Here is a 16,712-nt window from a genome sequence, read left to right as displayed (position 1 = left end):
GCCTCCGCGATGCCTGCTTTACTGGCACTGCCTAATGCCCCCAGCTTCAACCTCCAAAACCGACTTCCCGTGGTGGCTTGCCGTGGCGGCGGCGCTCGCCATGGCCGCAGCCATCTTCATTGCGGCAAGCGACCTCTACGCCCAGGTTTTTGCGACCGTCGCCACGGGCATCGGCATCACCGTCTTCGTCACAATGATCGCCTTCGCGCTGGCCTCGGCAATCGGGCTCGGCATTGCGCTGATGGGGCTGTCGGGGTCGCGCTGGCTGCGCCAGATTGCCCGCTTCTATGTCGAGATCATCCGCGGCGTGCCGATGCTGGTGCTGTTGTTCTGGATCGCCTTTGCCGGGGCGCCGGCCTTCGTCGCGGCATGGAACGGGCTGACCGCGCCATTGCAAAATGCGGGTCTCTTCGGAGAACTGCTGGTGCGCGACGTGTCGTTGCTGTGGCGCGCCATCATGGCGCTGACCATCGGCTACTCGGCCTTCATCTCGGAGGTCTTCCGCGCCGGCATCCAGGCGGTCGAGAAGGGCCAGATCGAGGCGGCGAAGGCGCTGGGGCTGACGCGCACGCAGCGTTTCCGGCTGATCGTCTTTCCGCAGGCGATCCGCACCATCCTGCCGCCGCTCGGCAATGATTTCGTCGCCATGGTCAAGGATTCTTCGCTGGTCTCGGTGCTCGGCGTCGCTGACATCACCCAGATGGGCAAGATCTACGCCGCCGGCTCGTTCCGCTTCTTCGAAACCTATTCGATCGTCGCCTACATCTATCTTATCCTGACGGTCGGCCTGTCGCTGGCCTTGCGGGGGCTGGAGAAGCGGCTGCGCCGCCAGCATGAGCAATAGCCGGCAGGCGAAGACGGCGCTACGATCGCGGCAGATTTTGTTTTTGTGCGTGTCGTTGTCCCAAAAAGCGCTGCGCACCCCCGGTTCAAGCCCAAGGGCATGCTTTTGGGCGACATGCATGAGTTGGAGGTCAGATCCATGATTATCGACAAAGCCAATGCGGCCTTGGAGTCCGTCTATACGGCCGACACGCCGGAAGCGCTGGCGCAAGCCTATGCCGCATGGGCTGCGACCTATGACAGCGAAACCGCCTCGCTCGGTTATCTCCTGCCGTTCCTGATCGCCGCCTGGGTGGCGCGCCATGTGCCATCAGGCGAGGGGCCGCTGCTCGACGCCGGCTGCGGCACCGGCCTGTCGGGACCGTCGCTCAAAGCGCTCGGCTATCAGGACATCGCCGGGCTCGACCTGTCGGACGAAATGCTTGACATCGCCGGCAGCCGCCGGGCCTACAGCGAGCTGAAACAGGCGATGCTTGGCGGTCCGCTGCCTTGGCCGGACGGGTATTTCCGCGCCTTCTTCTCGACCGGCGTGTTCACCATCAGCCACGCGCCGGCCTCCAGCCTGCATGAACTGGTGCGGATCACCAAGAAGGGCGGCCACGCCATCTTCACCGTTCGCGACCAAGTGTTCGAGAGCGGCGGCTTTCGTGACGTCCTTGCCGAACTGGAGCGGGACAAAAAATGGCGGTCGGTCGAGGAAAGCCCGTGGTTCCGCTGCTATGCGATCGCCGAGCCCGAGGCGCTGGTGAAGACATTTGTGTTTGAAGTGGTTTGAATAAGCCTTCTTCCTTCTCCCCTTGTGGGACCCCTTGTGGGAGAAGGTGGATCGGCGCGCAGCGCCGAGACGGATGAGGGGTGTTGGACGGAATGAGACGTCGGCGTTCCCTGGAGCACTCCTCATCCGTCGCCTTCGGCAACACCTTCTCCCACAAGGGGAGAAGGCAGAGCCGCGCCAGGCAGCCGCGATTGCCGAAAAGCCAAAAGATTGATATGAGCCACGCCATGGAACAGCTTTTTGGCGATCCGGCCTACAAGGGCTTCGTGCTGCAGGACAGAAAACGCCTGCCGTCGCGATTCTCGGCGCGCGTTTCCGGCGCTCTGACCAGCCGACTTCGCTAGGCCGTGTTCGCCGGCTAGCCGGCGCTTGTCCTTTCCCATTTTTATATCGACGGATTTACGCACATGAGCGCACCGCGCACCCTCTACGACAAGATATTCGACGACCATGTCGTCGACCGCCAGGACGACGGCACCTGCCTGCTCTACATCGACCGTCATCTCGTCCATGAAGTGACCAGCCCGCAAGCCTTCGAAGGCCTGCGCATGACCGGCAGAAAAGTCCGCCATCCGGAAAAGACGCTGGCCGTGGTCGACCACAATGTGTCGACCTCGCCGGAGCGCAAGTTCGGCATCAAGAACGAGGAAAGCCGCATCCAGGTCGAGGCGCTGGCCAAGAATGCCAAGGATTTCGGCGTCGAATATTATTCCGAGAAGGATATCCGCCAGGGCATCGTCCACATCATCGGTCCGGAGCAGGGCTTTACGCTGCCCGGCATGACCATCGTCTGCGGCGACAGCCACACCTCGACGCACGGCGCTTTCGGCGCATTGGCGCATGGCATCGGCACCTCAGAAGTCGAGCATGTGCTGGCCACGCAGACGCTGATCCAGCGCAAGGCCAAGAACATGCTGGTGCGCGTCGACGGCGTACTGCCGGAAGGCGTCACCGCCAAGGACATCATTTTGGCGATCATCGGCGAGATCGGCACTGCCGGCGGCACCGGCTATGTCATCGAATATGCCGGCGAAGCGATCCGCGCGCTGTCCATGGAAGGCCGCATGACCATCTGCAACATGTCGATCGAGGGCGGCGCCCGTGCCGGCCTGATCGCGCCTGACGAGACGACCTTCGCCTATGTCAAGGACAAGCCGCGGGCCCCCAAGGGCGAGGCGTGGGATGCGGCGCTCGCCTACTGGAAGACGCTGCAGTCCGACGAGGGCGCGCATTTCGACAAGGTGGTCGTGCTCGACGCGGCGAAATTGCCGCCGATCGTCTCCTGGGGCTCCTCGCCCGAGGACGTCGTCTCGGTCCAGGGCATCGTGCCGAACCCCGACGATATCGCCGATGAGAACAAGCGCACCTCCAAGCAGCGCGCGCTCGACTATATGGGGCTGACGCCGGGTACCAGGATCACCGATATCGCGCTCGACCGCGTCTTCATCGGCTCCTGCACCAACGGCCGCATCGAGGATCTGCGCGCCGTCGCCAAGGTGGTCGAGGGCAAGAAAGTCAGCCCTCATGTCGATGCGATGATCGTGCCGGGCTCCGGTCTGGTCAAGGAGCAGGCGGAGACCGAAGGTCTCGACAAGATCTTTGTCGCCGCCGGCTTCGACTGGCGCGAGCCGGGCTGCTCGATGTGCCTTGCCATGAACGACGATCGGCTGAAGCCGCATGAACGCTGCGCTTCGACCTCGAACCGCAATTTTGAGGGCCGTCAGGGCTTCAAGGGCCGCACCCATCTGGTGTCGCCGGCGATGGCGGCGGCGGCGGCGATCGCCGGCCATTTCGTCGACATCCGTGAGTGGAAATAAACGCAGGGCTGCCACGGTCCGTATATGAGTGCATGCAGGCCCGAGCCGCAACGCGATTCGGGCACTCTCTTTCAGCCGGGGCGCCTGACGAATTCGTGGAATTGCTCACGGCGGCCGGGTTGATCCTTTGCCACCACGAGCGCCAGCTGACGTTCGTCGAAAAGCTTGAACCACTCGTCCCATTCGACCAGTTCGTAGCCGCCGGCGTTGGCCGGGCGTTCGGCCTGGTCCTGGTCCTGATAGGCATGCTGGCCGAAAACCAGCCTCAGCATGGCTTGCGTGCCTGTTTCGGGCGATACATCGACGATTGCCGGAAATCCGGCACGTGACGCGGCCCATGAGCGAATTGCCTCGTGATCGGTCAGCATGATTGTATCGGCCATGAAAGCGTCTCCATCGATTGCTGCCGGAAAACGCCGGCCGGGGTCTCAAGTTCCGTGCAGCAGCTTCATGAGTGACCTCGCGCATATTCGATCCCGCTTAACCGCTTGTTTGGGCTTCCGCTCTAAGGTCTTCCCTCAGGAAGCGTGGGGGTCACGGTCCTTTGGACACCGGTCTGCTGGTAGGGTTGCTCAACCCGACGATCGCGCTTGCGCTCGGCGCGGTGTTTCTCGTGCTTTCGTTCTATCAACGTCACCGCCCCTATCTGGCCGTTCTGGCCGCCAGCTATTGGCTTTCGGCGGCCGGCTTCCTGTTGCAGCATTTCACCCTGCCCATCGGCATGGCGCCGACCAAGCTGATCTCCAACATCTGCTTCACCATCGCCGCCTGTGGTCTCGCCGGCGCGATCGTGACACGTTATGGACGGCGCGTGCCCTTTGTTGCGATCGGCGTTCTGGCGAGCGGCGGCCTGACCGCTTTTTGCTGGTTCATGTTCATCCAGCCGGACCTCACCTGGCGGATCCTAGTGATGAATTTCGCTTTCGGCGGCCTCAGCCTGGTTGTCGCCGCCGAACTGCGCGTCGTGCGCGACAAGGGCCCGACGGAAATGATCCTGTTCGTGCTGTCGCTGCTTTCGGGGCTGAACTTCTTCGTGCGCACCCTCGTTATCGTCATCGCGCATGGACCCTATCAAAGCTATGACGGGTTCTATGCCTCGTCCTACTGGACGACGGCGCTCCTGTCGCACGCGCTGTTGTCGCTGCTCATCGCGCTTTGCCTGTTCTGTGCGGCTGCGCTCGACGTGATGAAAGTGCTGAAGGCCGATGCATACACCGACCCGCTGTCGGGCCTGCTCAACCGCCGCGGCTTCGAGGAGCGCGCCACGCTTCTCCTGCAGCACTGCGCCACCGCCAAACTGCCGGTCTCTCTTGTGCTCGCCGACCTCGATCATTTCAAGGCGCTCAACGATCTGCACGGGCATGCGGCGGGCGATCGCGTGATCGCCGACTTCGCCGCCAAGCTTCGATCGGCTGCCGGCACCAGCGGCGTCGCCGGCCGCATCGGTGGCGAGGAGTTCGCAGTGCTTTTGCCGCTGAGCGACCTCGGCGCGGCAAGGCTGTTTGCCGAAGCCATTCGCACGCTCTATTCGGCGGGCAGCGTCGACGGGCTTCCGCACGGTACAAGAGCGACGGCAAGCTTCGGCGTGGCGGCCCGCACCGGCGAGGAAGGGCTGGAGCCGCTGATGCGCCGCGCCGACGAGGCGCTCTACAAAGCCAAGAGGAACGGCCGCGACAGCGTGCGCCTGTCCTATGACCAGTCGGCCTGTGAACCGTCGGAAACGGTGTCGGTTGTGGAACCGCTCAAAGCCGGCTGATCGCATCCGCGCCCTGGGCTCGCGTTAACGTCTTTTTCGCCCGTTCGTGATCTGCTGGCGCAGGGAGTGCGAGAAACCACATGAGCGGCGGCGCAGAGTTCATCCTTGCAATCAACCTGCTCGTCGCCGGTCTGCTGGCGGCCGCCTTCATGACTATCTCGTTCAACGATGTGGCGCGCGCGCCGGCGCGCTGGCTGGTCTTCGGTTATCTGCTCGGGATGGCCTATTTCGCCATCGAGTTCAGCATTCCGGTCTTCGACAATGCGCGACCCGCGGTCGTCGCGGGCTTCGCCGTTTTCCTTGGCGCCACCATCGCCTTCAATGGCGGGCTTGCCCATAAATACGGTGTGGCGCCGCCCTGGGCGCCGATGCTCGTCTTCCTGTTTGCGGCCACCGTGGCCGTGTATTTCGTGCAGGACCTGCCGCGCCAGTCGCTTGCCCGCATGATGGCCTACCAGCTTCCCTATGCGGCCATGCAGTTCGTCGGCGTCGGCATCGTCTGGTCGTCCAGGCAAAGAAGCGACTGGCTCGACCATGCGCTGATGGCCGTTCTGGCGGCCAGCGCCCTGCAATTCGTGAGCAAGCCGTTCATCGCCCATGCATTGGGCGGCTGGGGTGTCAATCCGCAGGCCTATCTGCAGAGCAACTACGCTCTGGTGTCGCAATCACTAGGCACTGTATTCGGCATGACAATCGCGCTTCTCATTCTGGTCATTGTGGTCCGTGACGTGCTCGCCGAGGCGACATCGAAGTCGGAGACGGACACGCTATCAAGGCTGCTCAACCGGGGCGGCTTCGAACGTCATGCCGAGCTCGCGATGCGTGACGCCGTGCGCAAGGGTATTCCGGTCGCCCTGGTCATCGCCGACCTCGATCATTTCAAGAGCATCAACGACAGTTTCGGCCACGCGTCCGGCGACCGGGTCATCGAGGCCTTTGCCGGCTTCCTGCGTGATGCGGCCGCCGATCACCACGTCGCCGGCCGCATCGGTGGTGAGGAATTCGCCATCATCCTGCCGGGAACCAACCTCGCCGCCGCGCGGCTCTTCGCCGAAGGCACGCGCAGCGCTTTCGGGGCCCTGCCGATAGACTGTCTGCCGGCGCACCATCGTTGCACCGCCAGCTTCGGCGTTGCCGAGCTTCACCCGGCCGAAGGTTTTTCCGACCTGCTGCAGCGCGCCGATGAAGCGCTCTATCAAGCGAAGGGCAGCGGACGCAATTGCGTGCGCATCTCGATAGGGTCGATCGCCTCCCGGCAGACGGCTGTCGCCAACGCCGGGCCGAAGATCAGCGGCAGGGGCTGAGCTCGGGCATCTCGCCGTCGGAAAGCCCGTACATATAGCTGCGGCCCTTCACGAAAACCGGCGGCCTGTAGCAGTCGCGGCTGCTGATGTCATCCGGGTCGTCTTCATAGATGATTTTGGGCTGGCCGGCGCCGGTGTAGTCCGACAGTTCCTTGGCCAGGTTGCCGTCGCCAACGAGGATGCGCTTGTAACCGGCGGCGCTCTCGATGACGAGATTTCCGAAGGAATCGGCGTAGACGCGGTCGCGCGTCCCGGCGAGTGCCGGTGCTGCGAAGCCGATGGCCACCGCCACCAGGATGAGCGCCGGAAGGCGCGATCTGCCTGAATTCGAACGCATGGCGTCCCCCATTTGTCAGAGGCGAGTCTTGCTCGAATCACAAATTAACCTTTTCTTAACCTTTGTTAAGATGCCGGCCCCTGCTGGCAGCCAGATCTCGGCAAACATGGTTAATATCCGGCGCCTGCGCTGCGGCCATCATTCGGCCATGCTTGCCCGCACCATCGCGTGGCGCGGGTGATCTCGGCAAACCACCGCGGCTGGATTGACGCGTAGGGAGGCAGCATATGGCGTTAGGCCGGACGTTTCGGATAACGCCTGCGCTTTTCCCATTGCTGATCACTGCTGCCTGCGTGTCGCAGACCAATGCGCCGAATGCCGGAAATCCGCTCGCCGATTCGCCGCAGCCGCGCACCGCGACCTACACTTGCGCCGATGGCGCCAGGATCACCATCGAAAATCTCGGCACCTCGGTTCGCGTGCTTGGCCCGGACGGCGCCAGCGAGGACCTGCCGGCCTCACCAGCCAATCAAAATAGCCGCTTCGGCGAGGCGCATGACGCAATCGTGATCGACGGGCGCGACGCGCTGGTGATGGAGGGCGGGAAGACGCCGCTGACCTGCAAGCGCTAATCGGGTGCATTGATATTCAGGTGAGGCCGGCCTGCAACTGGCAGCCTCCTCCGCTTCCGGTGCTCACGTACGGAAATGTACGCTCCGCTCCGGTTCTCGTAAGCTACCATTTTCGACTCGGCCTGACCTGAATCTCAACACACCCTGGACGCCCAAGCCGGGCAGATATGCCGCAGTGCAGCGAACATTGCGCCGGCTTTGGGTCGCGCCCTAATCGATTGAAGCGAAAACGGGCTATTCAGTCAGACTAAATTACGTTTTCGAAACGATTTTCCGGCTTTGACGCGGTGCAAAAAGAGCATTAGAAACCGGCTGTCCGAAGTCGCATCCGGAAGCGGTAACGCCGCATTTCCACCTGGGGCTCCAGAGACGCCGAACTGGGGGAGCCATGAGCAAATCACCAGCCACCCGCGAATTTGCCAGACGTGAACGGCCGCTTTCGCCGCATCTGACCGTCTATCGACCGCCGATCACGATGACGATGTCGATCATCCATCGCATCACTGGTGGGGCGCTCTATTTCGGCACGCTGCTGGTCGCGGTGTGGCTGATGGCGGCGGCGAGCTCGCAAGCTATCTTCGATGGCGTCAACTGGGCCTTCGGCTCGTGGCTGGGGCGGCTGGTGCTGTTCTTCTATACCTGGGCGCTGATGCACCACATGCTGGGCGGCGTGCGCCACCTGATCTGGGACACCGGGGCCGGTCTTGAAAAGGACACGGCCTCCAGAGTTGCCTGGGCGACGCTGGCCGGCTCGATTGTACTGACGCTGCTGATCTGGATCGCCGGCTACATGGCGCGGGGAGCCTGATCGTGAGCCACCACAACACCGACATGCGCACGCCGCTGGCCAAGGTGCGCGGCCTCGGCTCCGCCCGCGAGGGCACGGAGCATTTCTGGCGCCAGCGCCTGACGGCGATCGCCAACATCCCGCTGATCCTGTTCTTCGTCGGCTTCCTGATCGCGTTGAACGGCGCCGGCTATGCGGAAGTGCGCGCCGCGCTTGCCAACCCGTTCGTGGCGCTGGTCCTGGCCCTGGTGCTGTTGTCCGGGCTCTATCATATGCGGCTCGGCATGCAGGCGATCATCGAGGACTATGTGCATGGCGAGGGCATGAGGCTGGCGCTGCTGGCGCTCAACACATTCTTTCCCGTAGTGGTCGGCGTCGCCTCGATCTTCGCCCTGCTCAAACTGGCATTTGGAGGCTGAGTTTTGGCCAAGGACGCGAAAAACGCCAACACGGCGTCCGCCTATAGCTATGTCGACCACAAATTCGACGTGGTGGTCGTCGGCGCCGGCGGCGCCGGCCTGCGCGCCACGCTCGGCATGGCCGAACAGGGCCTGCGCACTGCCTGCATCACCAAGGTTTTCCCGACGCGGTCGCACACGGTGGCGGCGCAGGGCGGCATCGCCGCCTCGCTCGCCAATATGGGTCCCGACAAATGGCAGTGGCATCTCTTCGACACGGTCAAGGGCTCGGATTGGCTCGGCGACACCGACGCACAAGAATACATGGTGCGCGAGGCGCCGGCGGCGGTCTACGAGCTAGAGCATTACGGCGTTCCCTTCAGCCGCACGGAGGACGGGAAAATCTACCAGCGGCCATTCGGCGGCATGATGATGAATTTCGGCGAGGGACCGCCGGTGCAGCGCACCTGTGCTGCCGCCGACCGGACCGGCCACGCCATGCTGCACACGCTCTACGGCCAGTCGCTGAAGCACAATGCGCAGTTCTTCATAGAGTATTTCGCGCTCGACCTGATCATGGAGCCGGACGGCACCTGCACCGGCGTCGTCGCCTGGAACCTCGACGACGGCACCATCCACCGTTTTTCGGCAAAAATGGTGGTGCTGGCGACCGGCGGCTATGGCCGCGCCTATTTCTCGGCGACCTCGGCACACACCTGCACCGGCGACGGCGGCGGCATGGCAGCGCGGGCCGGGCTGCCGCTGCAGGACATGGAATTCGTGCAATTCCACCCAACGGGCATCTACGGCGCCGGCTGCCTGATCACCGAGGGCGCCCGCGGCGAGGGCGGCTATCTTGTCAATTCCGAAGGCGAGCGCTTCATGGAACGCTACGCGCCATCGGCCAAGGACCTTGCCTCGCGCGACGTGGTCTCGCGCTGCATGACGCTGGAGATCCGCGAAGGGCGCGGCGTCGGACCGAGGAAGGACCATATTTTTCTCCACCTCGACCACCTCGATCCGGCCGTTTTGCACGAGAGACTTCCGGGGATTTCGGAGTCAGCAAAAATCTTTGCCGGCGTCGACCTGACCAAGGAGCCGATCCCGGTGCTGCCGACGGTCCACTACAATATGGGCGGCGTGCCGACCAATTACTGGGGCGAGGTGCTCAGCCCCACTGCCTTGAACCCGGACCAGGTGTCGCCCGGGCTGATGGCGGTCGGCGAAGCCGGCTGCGCCTCCGTCCACGGCGCCAACCGGCTGGGCTCGAACTCGCTGATCGATCTGGTGGTGTTCGGCCGCGCGGCCGCGATCCGGGCAGGCCAGGTGATCGACCGCAACGCCGCGATCCCGTCGCCCAACGAAGCCTCGGTCGAGAAGATCATGGACCGCTTCGACCGGCTGCGTCACGCCAACGGCTCGACGCCGACGGCGGTGCTGCGTGAAAAGATGCAGAAGGCGATGCAGGACGATGCGGCGGTGTTCCGCACGCAGGATTCGCTGGAAAGCGGCTGCAGGCGCATTTCGCAGATCTGGGGCGAACTCAACGATGTAAAAGTGTTCGACCGCTCGATGATCTGGAACTCCGACCTGGTCGAGACGCTGGAGTTGGAAAACCTGATGGCCAACGCCATCACCACGGTCTACGGCGCCGAAGCGCGCAAGGAGAGCCGCGGCGCGCATGCGCGGGAAGATTTTTCGGCGCGCGACGATGCGAACTGGCGCAAGCACACGCTGGCCCGGCTCAGCGAGACCGGCGAGGTGTCGCTCAGCTACCGGCCGGTGCACACCGAGCCGCTGCTTAGGGAAGCAGACGGCGGCATCAACCCGGCCAAGATCGCTCCCAAGGCGAGGGTGTATTGACGATGGCCGCCGTGAACGGGACTTGGTCCGGGCTGAAGCTCGTCATCCGAAAGGACCTGAGGTAATGGTCGAACTCACGCTTCCCAAGAACTCAAAGATCAAGGCCGGGAAAACCTGGCCGAAGCCGGAGAATGCTACCAATCTGCGGGAGTACCGCATCTACCGCTGGTCGCCGGACGATGACGAGAACCCGCGCATGGACACCTATTTCGTCGACATGGACGATTGCGGGCCGATGGTGCTCGACGCGCTGCTCTACATCAAGAACAAGATCGACCCGACGCTGACGCTGCGCCGCTCCTGCCGCGAGGGCATTTGCGGCTCCTGCGCCATGAATATCGACGGTTCCAACACGCTCGCCTGCACCAAGGGCTGCGACGACATTTCCGGCGCGATCAAGGTCTACCCGCTGCCGCATATGCAAGTGGTCAAGGATCTGGTGCCCGACCTCACCAATTTCTACGCCCAGCACGCTTCGATCGAGCCATGGCTGAAGACGGTGTCGCCCGAGCCGGCCAAAGAATGGCTGCAGAGCCATGAGGACCGCGAAAAGCTCGACGGGCTCTATGAATGCATCTTATGCGCCTGCTGCTCGACCTCATGCCCGAGCTACTGGTGGAACGGCGATCGCTATCTCGGCCCGGCGACGCTGTTGCAGGCCTATCGCTGGCTGATCGATTCCCGGGACGAGGCCACGGGCGAACGGCTCGACAATCTCGAAGACCCGTTCCGGCTCTATCGCTGCCATACCATCATGAACTGCGCCCAGACCTGTCCCAAGGGCCTCAACCCGGCCAAGGCGATCGCCGAGATCAAGAAGATGATGGTGGAGAGAAGGGTCTGACCCCGGCAGTTTCTGCCTCGTCTCTCATAGGCAGCGATCCTTCGCGCCCCCCTCTGTCCTGCCGACATTGAGAGGCTCTGTCGTAACGCTCGGATGTCTGTCAAAATCACAGTGCCAAAGAACATCACAGTGCCAAAAAACCAGCAGCAATAGCTATCCAATGACCGATACCGATCTCCCCATCCTCTCTCCCGTCGAAGCGCGCGTGCTCGGTTGCCTGATCGAAAAGAAGGAACTGACGCCCGATATCTACCCGCTGACGCTCAATGCAGCGCATGCCGCCGCCAACCAGAAGACGGCGCGCGAGCCGGTGATGTCGGTCGAGCTTGTCGAGGTGAGACGAGCACTTGGCCAGCTTGAGCACAAGGGCCTAGTCAGGCAGGTCTTTGCCTCGCGCGTCGAGCGTTACGAGCATGTCGTTGCGCAGCGCTTTTCGCTGACTTCGGCGCAGATCGCTCTGCTTGGGCTGCTGTTGCTGCGCGGTCCGCAGACCGCGCATGAATTGCTGGCGCGCAGCGAGCGCATGGCGCGGTTACCCTCCATCGACGAGCTTCGCAGCAATCTCGACCTGTTGATCGGCCGCAAGCCGCCGCTCGTTCAGCAGATCGATCGTGGTCCCGGCCAGCGTGAGGACCGCTATGTGCATCTCTTGGGCGGGCCAGTGCAGACGCCAGCGGTGGCTGCAACGCCCCTGCAATCACCGTCGCCGGCTTCGGACCTCGAAGCGCGCGTGCAGGCTCTCGAGGAAGAGGTCGCACAATTGCGCGCACGAATTGACGCGCTGACCGGCGAAGGAAGCTAACGACCTTTTGAGGCGTCGGATGGACAGCACCCCGTCTGTCCTGCAGGACAGAGGGGGTGTGAAGGATCACCGACGCCCCACAAATGAAAACGCTAGCCCTGGAGCCGGCGTTTATCACTTCATGCCATCTGCTCAACCGAGCTTGGCGTCGAGCGAAACCTTGATGGCGCCGAGCGCCTTCGAAACCGGACACCCAGCCTTGGCCTGTTCGGCCAGCTCCTGGAATTTCGCGGCATCGATGCCCGGCACCTTGCCGACCAGCGTGAGCGCGCTGCCGGTGATGCCGGTGCCTGGAACCAGCGTCACCACGGCCTTGGCGTCGAGTTCGGTGGCGGGGGTGCCGTTCTCGGCCAGGACATGCGAAAGCTGCATGGCAAAGCAACCGGCATGCGCCGCCGCGATCAGTTCCTCCGGATTGGTGCCGGATTTGCCGCTCTCGTCCTCGAAGCGCATCTTGAACGAGTAGGGCGTGCCTTTCAGAGCCCCGCTCTGCGTGTCGAGCGTGCCCTTGCCCTCTTTCAGATTGCCTTTCCAGACGGCGTTTGCGGTGCGGTCCATGAATTCCTCCTTGATGTGGTGGCTGAGCCGTGATCGGCGTCTGATCGACTATAGCGCGCGTGGGCACGAAGGCCACCCGTGCTTTCGCGCCAATGGCCAGGCGTTAAAAAAATGCGCGTGCAAAAATGTCGACTTCCATCGGCCTCGACCGTCCTGCGGGCGGTCACGGATTTCGCGGCCGGATGGAGGTTCACATGGATGGTTTGTTCATCGCACTGTGGAAGAGCTCGGGCTGCAAGCCCGAACGGCGGGAAGATTACTGGCTGCATCCGCCGCCGTTCGGTTTCGGCCGGCTTCTGGCGGCGGTCGCCATCATCGGGGTCGCGGCATGCGTTCTCGATCACGCGGCGACCGGCATAGGCGCGGCTGACACCGAGGTGGCCGCATCCTATGGTTCCCCACAACAAGGAAGATGAGAGATGAAATACGTTTGCCTGGTCTATGGTGAGGAAAAAGACCTTTATGCAATGAGCCCGGAGAGGCTGGCCAAGCTCGACGCTGACTCGCTGGCCTACGACAAATCGGTAGAGCAAAGCGGTCGGCTGATCATCGCGCAAGCGCTGCAGTCGGTGAAGACCGCGAAAATCGTGCGTCGGCGCAAGGGCAAGCGACTGATTACAGACGGCCCCTTCGCCGAGACCAAGGAGCAATTGCTCGGCTTCGTCATGATCGAGGCCGGGGATATCGACGAGGCGCTGGAGATTGCCGGCGGCATCCCGCTGGCCGAAATCGGCACGATCGAGGTCAGGGCGATCTACGACGTGCCGGGGTCCTAGCGATTATTCTGTTTTGCGTCCGGCTGAATCAAATTTCTTCGGCGGGCGCAACTTTTGCGTGTTGAAGCGAGGCAGCACTTCTCCTATCGTCGCTGCGGTTTGGGGATCACCGGCATGCATATACTGATTGCTGCAATTGGGCTGTTGGGAGCGGCGGCGTTCTGGTGGTATCGGATGAAGGCCATGAACGATGCGGCGCGCGAGGTCGCGGACGTCGTCGGGCGTGTGCAAGGGAACATTCGCCGCAAGAGACTGCGCAAGCAGGCGGCGCTCTCACCGCTGACGGCGATCGACGATCCGGTCGTGGCGGCCGCGACGCTGATCACCGCCATCGTTTCCGAGAACGGCCCTGTCCTGCCGCAGCGCGAAGCCGCGATTCGGTCGGTGATTTCGGAGATTGCGGACGACAAGAAGACCGATGAGGCCGTGGTCTACGCCAAATGGGCGGCGTCACAGATCGACGATGCCACGATCGTCATCGACAAGCTGGCGCCGTTCCTGCGCGATCGTCTGGATGTGACTGAGCGAAACGATTTGCTGCAGATGGTGAACCGCGCGGCGCAGGCTGGTGAGCAGCCCCTGAAGATATCCGACCAGCGGGTACTGCGGCTGCGGCAGAAGCTGGGCTTCGAGGTCAACTAGGGTGTGCTGATATTCAGGTGATGCCGGCCTGCGAACGGCGACTTCCTGCGCTTACTACAGTGCCGCGCGCCTATTGGGCGCGCAAAGGACGCTGTAGAACTCTGATTTTGCGCATGACCTTTCCGAAATCGAATTCGATTTCGGAAAGGTCATGCGCTGGCTCACGTACGAAAAGTACGCTCCGCTCCGGTTCTCGGAACTCACCGTTCTCGGCTCGGCCTGACCTGAATCTCAACGCGCCCTGGCATGTCCGTGAGGCGGGCGCTTAGATTAGATCGCCTCGCCCTTGAGCAGTTTCGGCGTGTCGCCGGACAGTCCGGACGCCTGGCGAATGAAGAAATCCTTCAAGCGCGGCATGCGTTCGACGAGGCCGAGGCCGATGTCGCGGACGGCGCGCAACGGGCCGATGTCGTTGGAAAACAGCCGGTTCAGGACATCGGTGGTGATGCCCATCTGCAGCGTGTCGAAACGCCGCCACTGCTGGTAGCGCTCGAGCACGTCGAGCGCGCCGATATCCTGGCCGAGCCGGTCGGCCTCGACCACCACCTCGGCAAGAGCCGCCACATCCTTGAAGCCGAGATTCAGGCCCTGGCCGGCGATCGGGTGGATGCCGTGGGCGGCGTCGCCGGCGAGCGCAATGCGCGGCGCGACGAAGGCGCGGGCAAGCGTCAGGCCGAGCGGCCAGGCGCGTGGCCTGTCGGCGACGTGAATTTCGCCGAGCTTCAGGCCAAACCGCTGTTCCAGCTCGTGCTCGAAGACGAGGTCGTCGCTGTCGACCAGTTTTTCGGCATCTTCCGACCGCTCGACCCAGACGATCGACGAGCGGTTGGTGCCGTCCGTGTCCGGCTTGAGCGGCAGCGTGGCAAACGGGCCGGCTGGCAGAAAATGCTCTTCGGCGCGACCATTGTGCGGCCGTTCATGCGCCACGGTGCAGACGATGCCGGACTGGCCGTACTCCCATTTCACCGTCTTGATGCCGGCCATGTCGCGCAGCTTCGAGTTGACGCCGTCGGCGGCGACCAGCAGCCGCGCCTTCAGCGTCGCGCCGTCGGCAAGATGCACGGTGATGCCGGCGCCGTTCACGTCGAAGGCACTGACTGCGACGCCTTCGATGATGTCGATGCCGAGTTTTTCAGCGCGTCGGCGCAAGGCGCCGTTCAAATCCCTATTGGCGACCATATGCGCAAAGGCTTCGCCGGGCGCGACCTCTCCATCGAAAGTGAGAAACACCGGCCGCACCGGATCGGAAGTGCGCGAATCGGTGACGATCATCTCGGTGATCGCCTGCGCCTCGGGCGCGATTTCGGCCCAGACGCCGAGCTGGTCGAGCATGCGGCAAGCGGCAGCGGCGATGGCCGAGGCGCGGCCGTCCTTTTGCCAGACGCCGGCGGGCGCGGCGTCGACGACAGCGACGGCGAGGCTCGGCCGCGCCTGTTTCAGCGATACCGCAGCGGCAAGGCCGACATAGCCGGCGCCGGCGACCAGAATGTCGAGCGCGGTTCGGTTTTTTGCATCCGCCTTGCGATCCACCATGGCAAATTCCTTTCCGGCCAAATTCCCTTCCGGCCTTGACTGCCCGTCATTCCTGTCGGAAAGCAATAACACTTCTACGGCGAGGGCGCGAAACATGACGGCGGCCATGGACGAGCTTCTCGGCATTCTTGACCTCGAGCAGCTGGAACACAACCTGTACCGGGGTCGCAGCCCCAAACTCGACTGGCAGCGTGTTTTCGGTGGCCAGACCATCGCCCAGGCGCTGGTCGCCGCCCAGCGAACGGTGGAGCCCGAACGCCACGTGCATTCGCTGCACGGCTATTTCATGCGGCCCGGCGACACCAAGGTGCCGATCATCTATCAGGTCGACCGCATTCGCGACGGCGGCTCCTTCACCACGCGCCGTGTCGTGGCGGTCCAGCACGGCCAGGCGATCTTTTCGCTGGAAGCCTCGTTCCAGCAGGAAGAGGTCGGGCTCGAGCATCAGGTGCCGATGCCGCAGGAGGTGCCGGCGCCCGACACATTGCTGTCGCAGCGCGAACTGATTGGCAAGTTCGGCGAGGCCGTGCCCGACGGCATCAGGCGCTACTGGGAGCGTGACCGGCCGATCGAGATGAAGCCGGTGATGCTGGAGCATTACACCAGCCGGGAAAAGCTGGAGCCGAAGCAGAACATCTGGATCCGCACGACCGGCCCGGTTCCGGCCGATCGCGCCACGCAGGCGGCAGTGCTTGCCTATCTTTCCGACATGACGCTGCTCGATACTTCAACCTTTGCGCATGGCCGCGCCATTTTCGATAGCGACATCCAGGCGGCGAGCCTCGATCACGCCATGTGGTTCCACCGCAGCCATCCGCTCGACGACTGGATGCTCTACACGCAGGACAGCCCGTCGACGCAAGGGTCGCGGGGGTTCACCCGCGGGTCGCTGTTTGCTCGCGACGGCACGTTGATCGCCTCGGTTGCCCAAGAAGGGCTGATCCGCCTGAAGCGGCCGCCTGCCGAATAGGCAATTTTGCAAAATTGCCTATTTTTTAGTCAGCTGTGCTGACGCGACTATGAACAGTCAGCCGACAAACCTTCCCCAATTCGTTATTTAACAATAGGTTAACACCCTGCTTCGGCAATTGGCACGGAGCTTGAA

At 63.1% G+C, this 16,712-nt stretch carries 19 protein-coding genes; 15 read left to right on the top strand and 4 right to left on the bottom strand.

Annotated elements, in window-relative coordinates; translation table 11 throughout:
* Window positions 1-34: 34 nt before the first annotated feature.
* The 3 genes from AC0L3N_RS17695 to leuC all read left to right on the top strand — a co-directional run bounded on the left by AC0L3N_RS17695 (window position 35) and on the right by leuC (window position 3,435).
* Complete coding sequence (locus tag AC0L3N_RS17695) at window positions 35-844, top strand: amino acid ABC transporter permease (RefSeq protein WP_473548810.1); 810 nt, start codon at window positions 35-37, stop codon at window positions 842-844.
* Between the two features lie 138 nt (window positions 845-982).
* Window positions 983-1,618: a class I SAM-dependent DNA methyltransferase gene (locus AC0L3N_RS17690; protein ID WP_473548809.1), complete on the top strand. Its 636-nt coding sequence runs from the start codon at window positions 983-985 to the stop codon at window positions 1,616-1,618.
* A 407-nt stretch (window positions 1,619-2,025) separates the two neighbouring features.
* Window positions 2,026-3,435: a 3-isopropylmalate dehydratase large subunit gene (gene leuC / locus AC0L3N_RS17685; protein ID WP_123148812.1), complete on the top strand. Its 1,410-nt coding sequence runs from the start codon at window positions 2,026-2,028 to the stop codon at window positions 3,433-3,435.
* 71 nt (window positions 3,436-3,506) lie between these two features.
* On the opposite strand, the gene AC0L3N_RS17680 is transcribed toward leuC, so the two are convergent.
* Window positions 3,507-3,818 (bottom strand): hypothetical protein, encoded by a 312-nt coding sequence (locus AC0L3N_RS17680; protein WP_095495597.1) that lies wholly within the window; start codon window positions 3,816-3,818, stop codon window positions 3,507-3,509.
* A gap of 161 nt (window positions 3,819-3,979) precedes the next feature.
* Between AC0L3N_RS17680 and AC0L3N_RS17675 the strand changes: the two genes are divergently transcribed.
* A complete protein-coding gene (locus AC0L3N_RS17675; RefSeq protein WP_473548808.1) occupies window positions 3,980-5,191 on the top strand; it encodes a GGDEF domain-containing protein in 1,212 nt (403 codons plus the stop codon).
* An 80-nt stretch (window positions 5,192-5,271) separates the two neighbouring features.
* Window positions 5,272-6,495: a GGDEF domain-containing protein gene (locus AC0L3N_RS17670; RefSeq protein WP_473548807.1), complete on the top strand. Its 1,224-nt coding sequence runs from the start codon at window positions 5,272-5,274 to the stop codon at window positions 6,493-6,495.
* On the opposite strand, the gene AC0L3N_RS17665 is transcribed toward AC0L3N_RS17670, so the two are convergent.
* A complete protein-coding gene (locus AC0L3N_RS17665) occupies window positions 6,479-6,832 on the bottom strand; it encodes a hypothetical protein (RefSeq protein ID WP_123148944.1) in 354 nt (117 codons plus the stop codon). The two genes, AC0L3N_RS17670 and AC0L3N_RS17665, sit on opposite strands and share 17 nt — an antisense overlap.
* Before the next feature lie 227 nt (window positions 6,833-7,059).
* Here AC0L3N_RS17665 and AC0L3N_RS17660 point away from each other — a divergent pair, with 227 nt between their 5' ends.
* The 6 genes from AC0L3N_RS17660 (at window position 7,060) to AC0L3N_RS17635 (ending at window position 12,098) form a co-directional block, all read left to right on the top strand.
* Entirely contained in the window at window positions 7,060-7,404 is a 345-nt protein-coding gene (locus AC0L3N_RS17660; protein ID WP_473548806.1) for a hypothetical protein, read from the top strand.
* Window positions 7,405-7,792: 388 nt separating this feature from the next.
* Window positions 7,793-8,212, top strand: coding sequence for a succinate dehydrogenase, cytochrome b556 subunit (gene sdhC / locus AC0L3N_RS17655; RefSeq protein ID WP_473548805.1), 420 nt, complete (start codon window positions 7,793-7,795; stop codon window positions 8,210-8,212).
* A gap of 23 nt (window positions 8,213-8,235) precedes the next feature.
* Window positions 8,236-8,610, top strand: coding sequence for a succinate dehydrogenase, hydrophobic membrane anchor protein (gene sdhD, locus AC0L3N_RS17650; protein ID WP_210335001.1), 375 nt, complete (start codon window positions 8,236-8,238; stop codon window positions 8,608-8,610).
* A 3-nt stretch (window positions 8,611-8,613) separates the two neighbouring features.
* Window positions 8,614-10,452 (top strand): succinate dehydrogenase flavoprotein subunit, encoded by a 1,839-nt coding sequence (sdhA, locus tag AC0L3N_RS17645; protein WP_473548803.1) that lies wholly within the window; start codon window positions 8,614-8,616, stop codon window positions 10,450-10,452.
* A 64-nt stretch (window positions 10,453-10,516) separates the two neighbouring features.
* Window positions 10,517-11,296 carry a succinate dehydrogenase iron-sulfur subunit gene (locus AC0L3N_RS17640; protein WP_473548802.1) on the top strand — a complete coding sequence of 260 codons (780 nt, stop codon included), beginning with the start codon at window positions 10,517-10,519 and terminating at the stop codon, window positions 11,294-11,296.
* Between the two features lie 160 nt (window positions 11,297-11,456).
* Window positions 11,457-12,098 (top strand): YceH family protein, encoded by a 642-nt coding sequence (locus AC0L3N_RS17635; protein WP_473548801.1) that lies wholly within the window; start codon window positions 11,457-11,459, stop codon window positions 12,096-12,098.
* 132 nt (window positions 12,099-12,230) lie between these two features.
* Here the strand turns inward: AC0L3N_RS17635 and AC0L3N_RS17630 are convergent, their stop codons facing one another.
* Window positions 12,231-12,656, bottom strand: coding sequence for an OsmC family protein (locus tag AC0L3N_RS17630; RefSeq protein ID WP_123148821.1), 426 nt, complete (start codon window positions 12,654-12,656; stop codon window positions 12,231-12,233).
* Between the two features lie 194 nt (window positions 12,657-12,850).
* Here AC0L3N_RS17630 and AC0L3N_RS17625 point away from each other — a divergent pair, with 194 nt between their 5' ends.
* The 3 genes from AC0L3N_RS17625 (at window position 12,851) to AC0L3N_RS17615 (ending at window position 14,074) form a co-directional block, all read left to right on the top strand.
* A complete protein-coding gene (locus AC0L3N_RS17625) occupies window positions 12,851-13,072 on the top strand; it encodes a hypothetical protein (protein WP_473548800.1) in 222 nt (73 codons plus the stop codon).
* A gap of 3 nt (window positions 13,073-13,075) precedes the next feature.
* Complete coding sequence (locus AC0L3N_RS17620) at window positions 13,076-13,432, top strand: YciI family protein (protein ID WP_473548798.1); 357 nt, start codon at window positions 13,076-13,078, stop codon at window positions 13,430-13,432.
* 114 nt (window positions 13,433-13,546) lie between these two features.
* Entirely contained in the window at window positions 13,547-14,074 is a 528-nt protein-coding gene (locus AC0L3N_RS17615) for a hypothetical protein (protein WP_473548890.1), read from the top strand.
* Between the two features lie 270 nt (window positions 14,075-14,344).
* Here the strand turns inward: AC0L3N_RS17615 and AC0L3N_RS17610 are convergent, their stop codons facing one another.
* Complete coding sequence (locus tag AC0L3N_RS17610) at window positions 14,345-15,607, bottom strand: ubiquinone biosynthesis hydroxylase (RefSeq protein WP_473548797.1); 1,263 nt, start codon at window positions 15,605-15,607, stop codon at window positions 14,345-14,347.
* A gap of 94 nt (window positions 15,608-15,701) precedes the next feature.
* Here AC0L3N_RS17610 and tesB point away from each other — a divergent pair, with 94 nt between their 5' ends.
* Complete coding sequence (tesB, locus tag AC0L3N_RS17605; protein WP_473548796.1) at window positions 15,702-16,577, top strand: acyl-CoA thioesterase II; 876 nt, start codon at window positions 15,702-15,704, stop codon at window positions 16,575-16,577.
* Window positions 16,578-16,712: the final 135 nt, after the last annotated feature.

Source organism: Mesorhizobium sp. WSM4807 (assembly GCF_055811615.1).
This window is presented reverse-complemented; position numbering and strand designations above follow the sequence as displayed.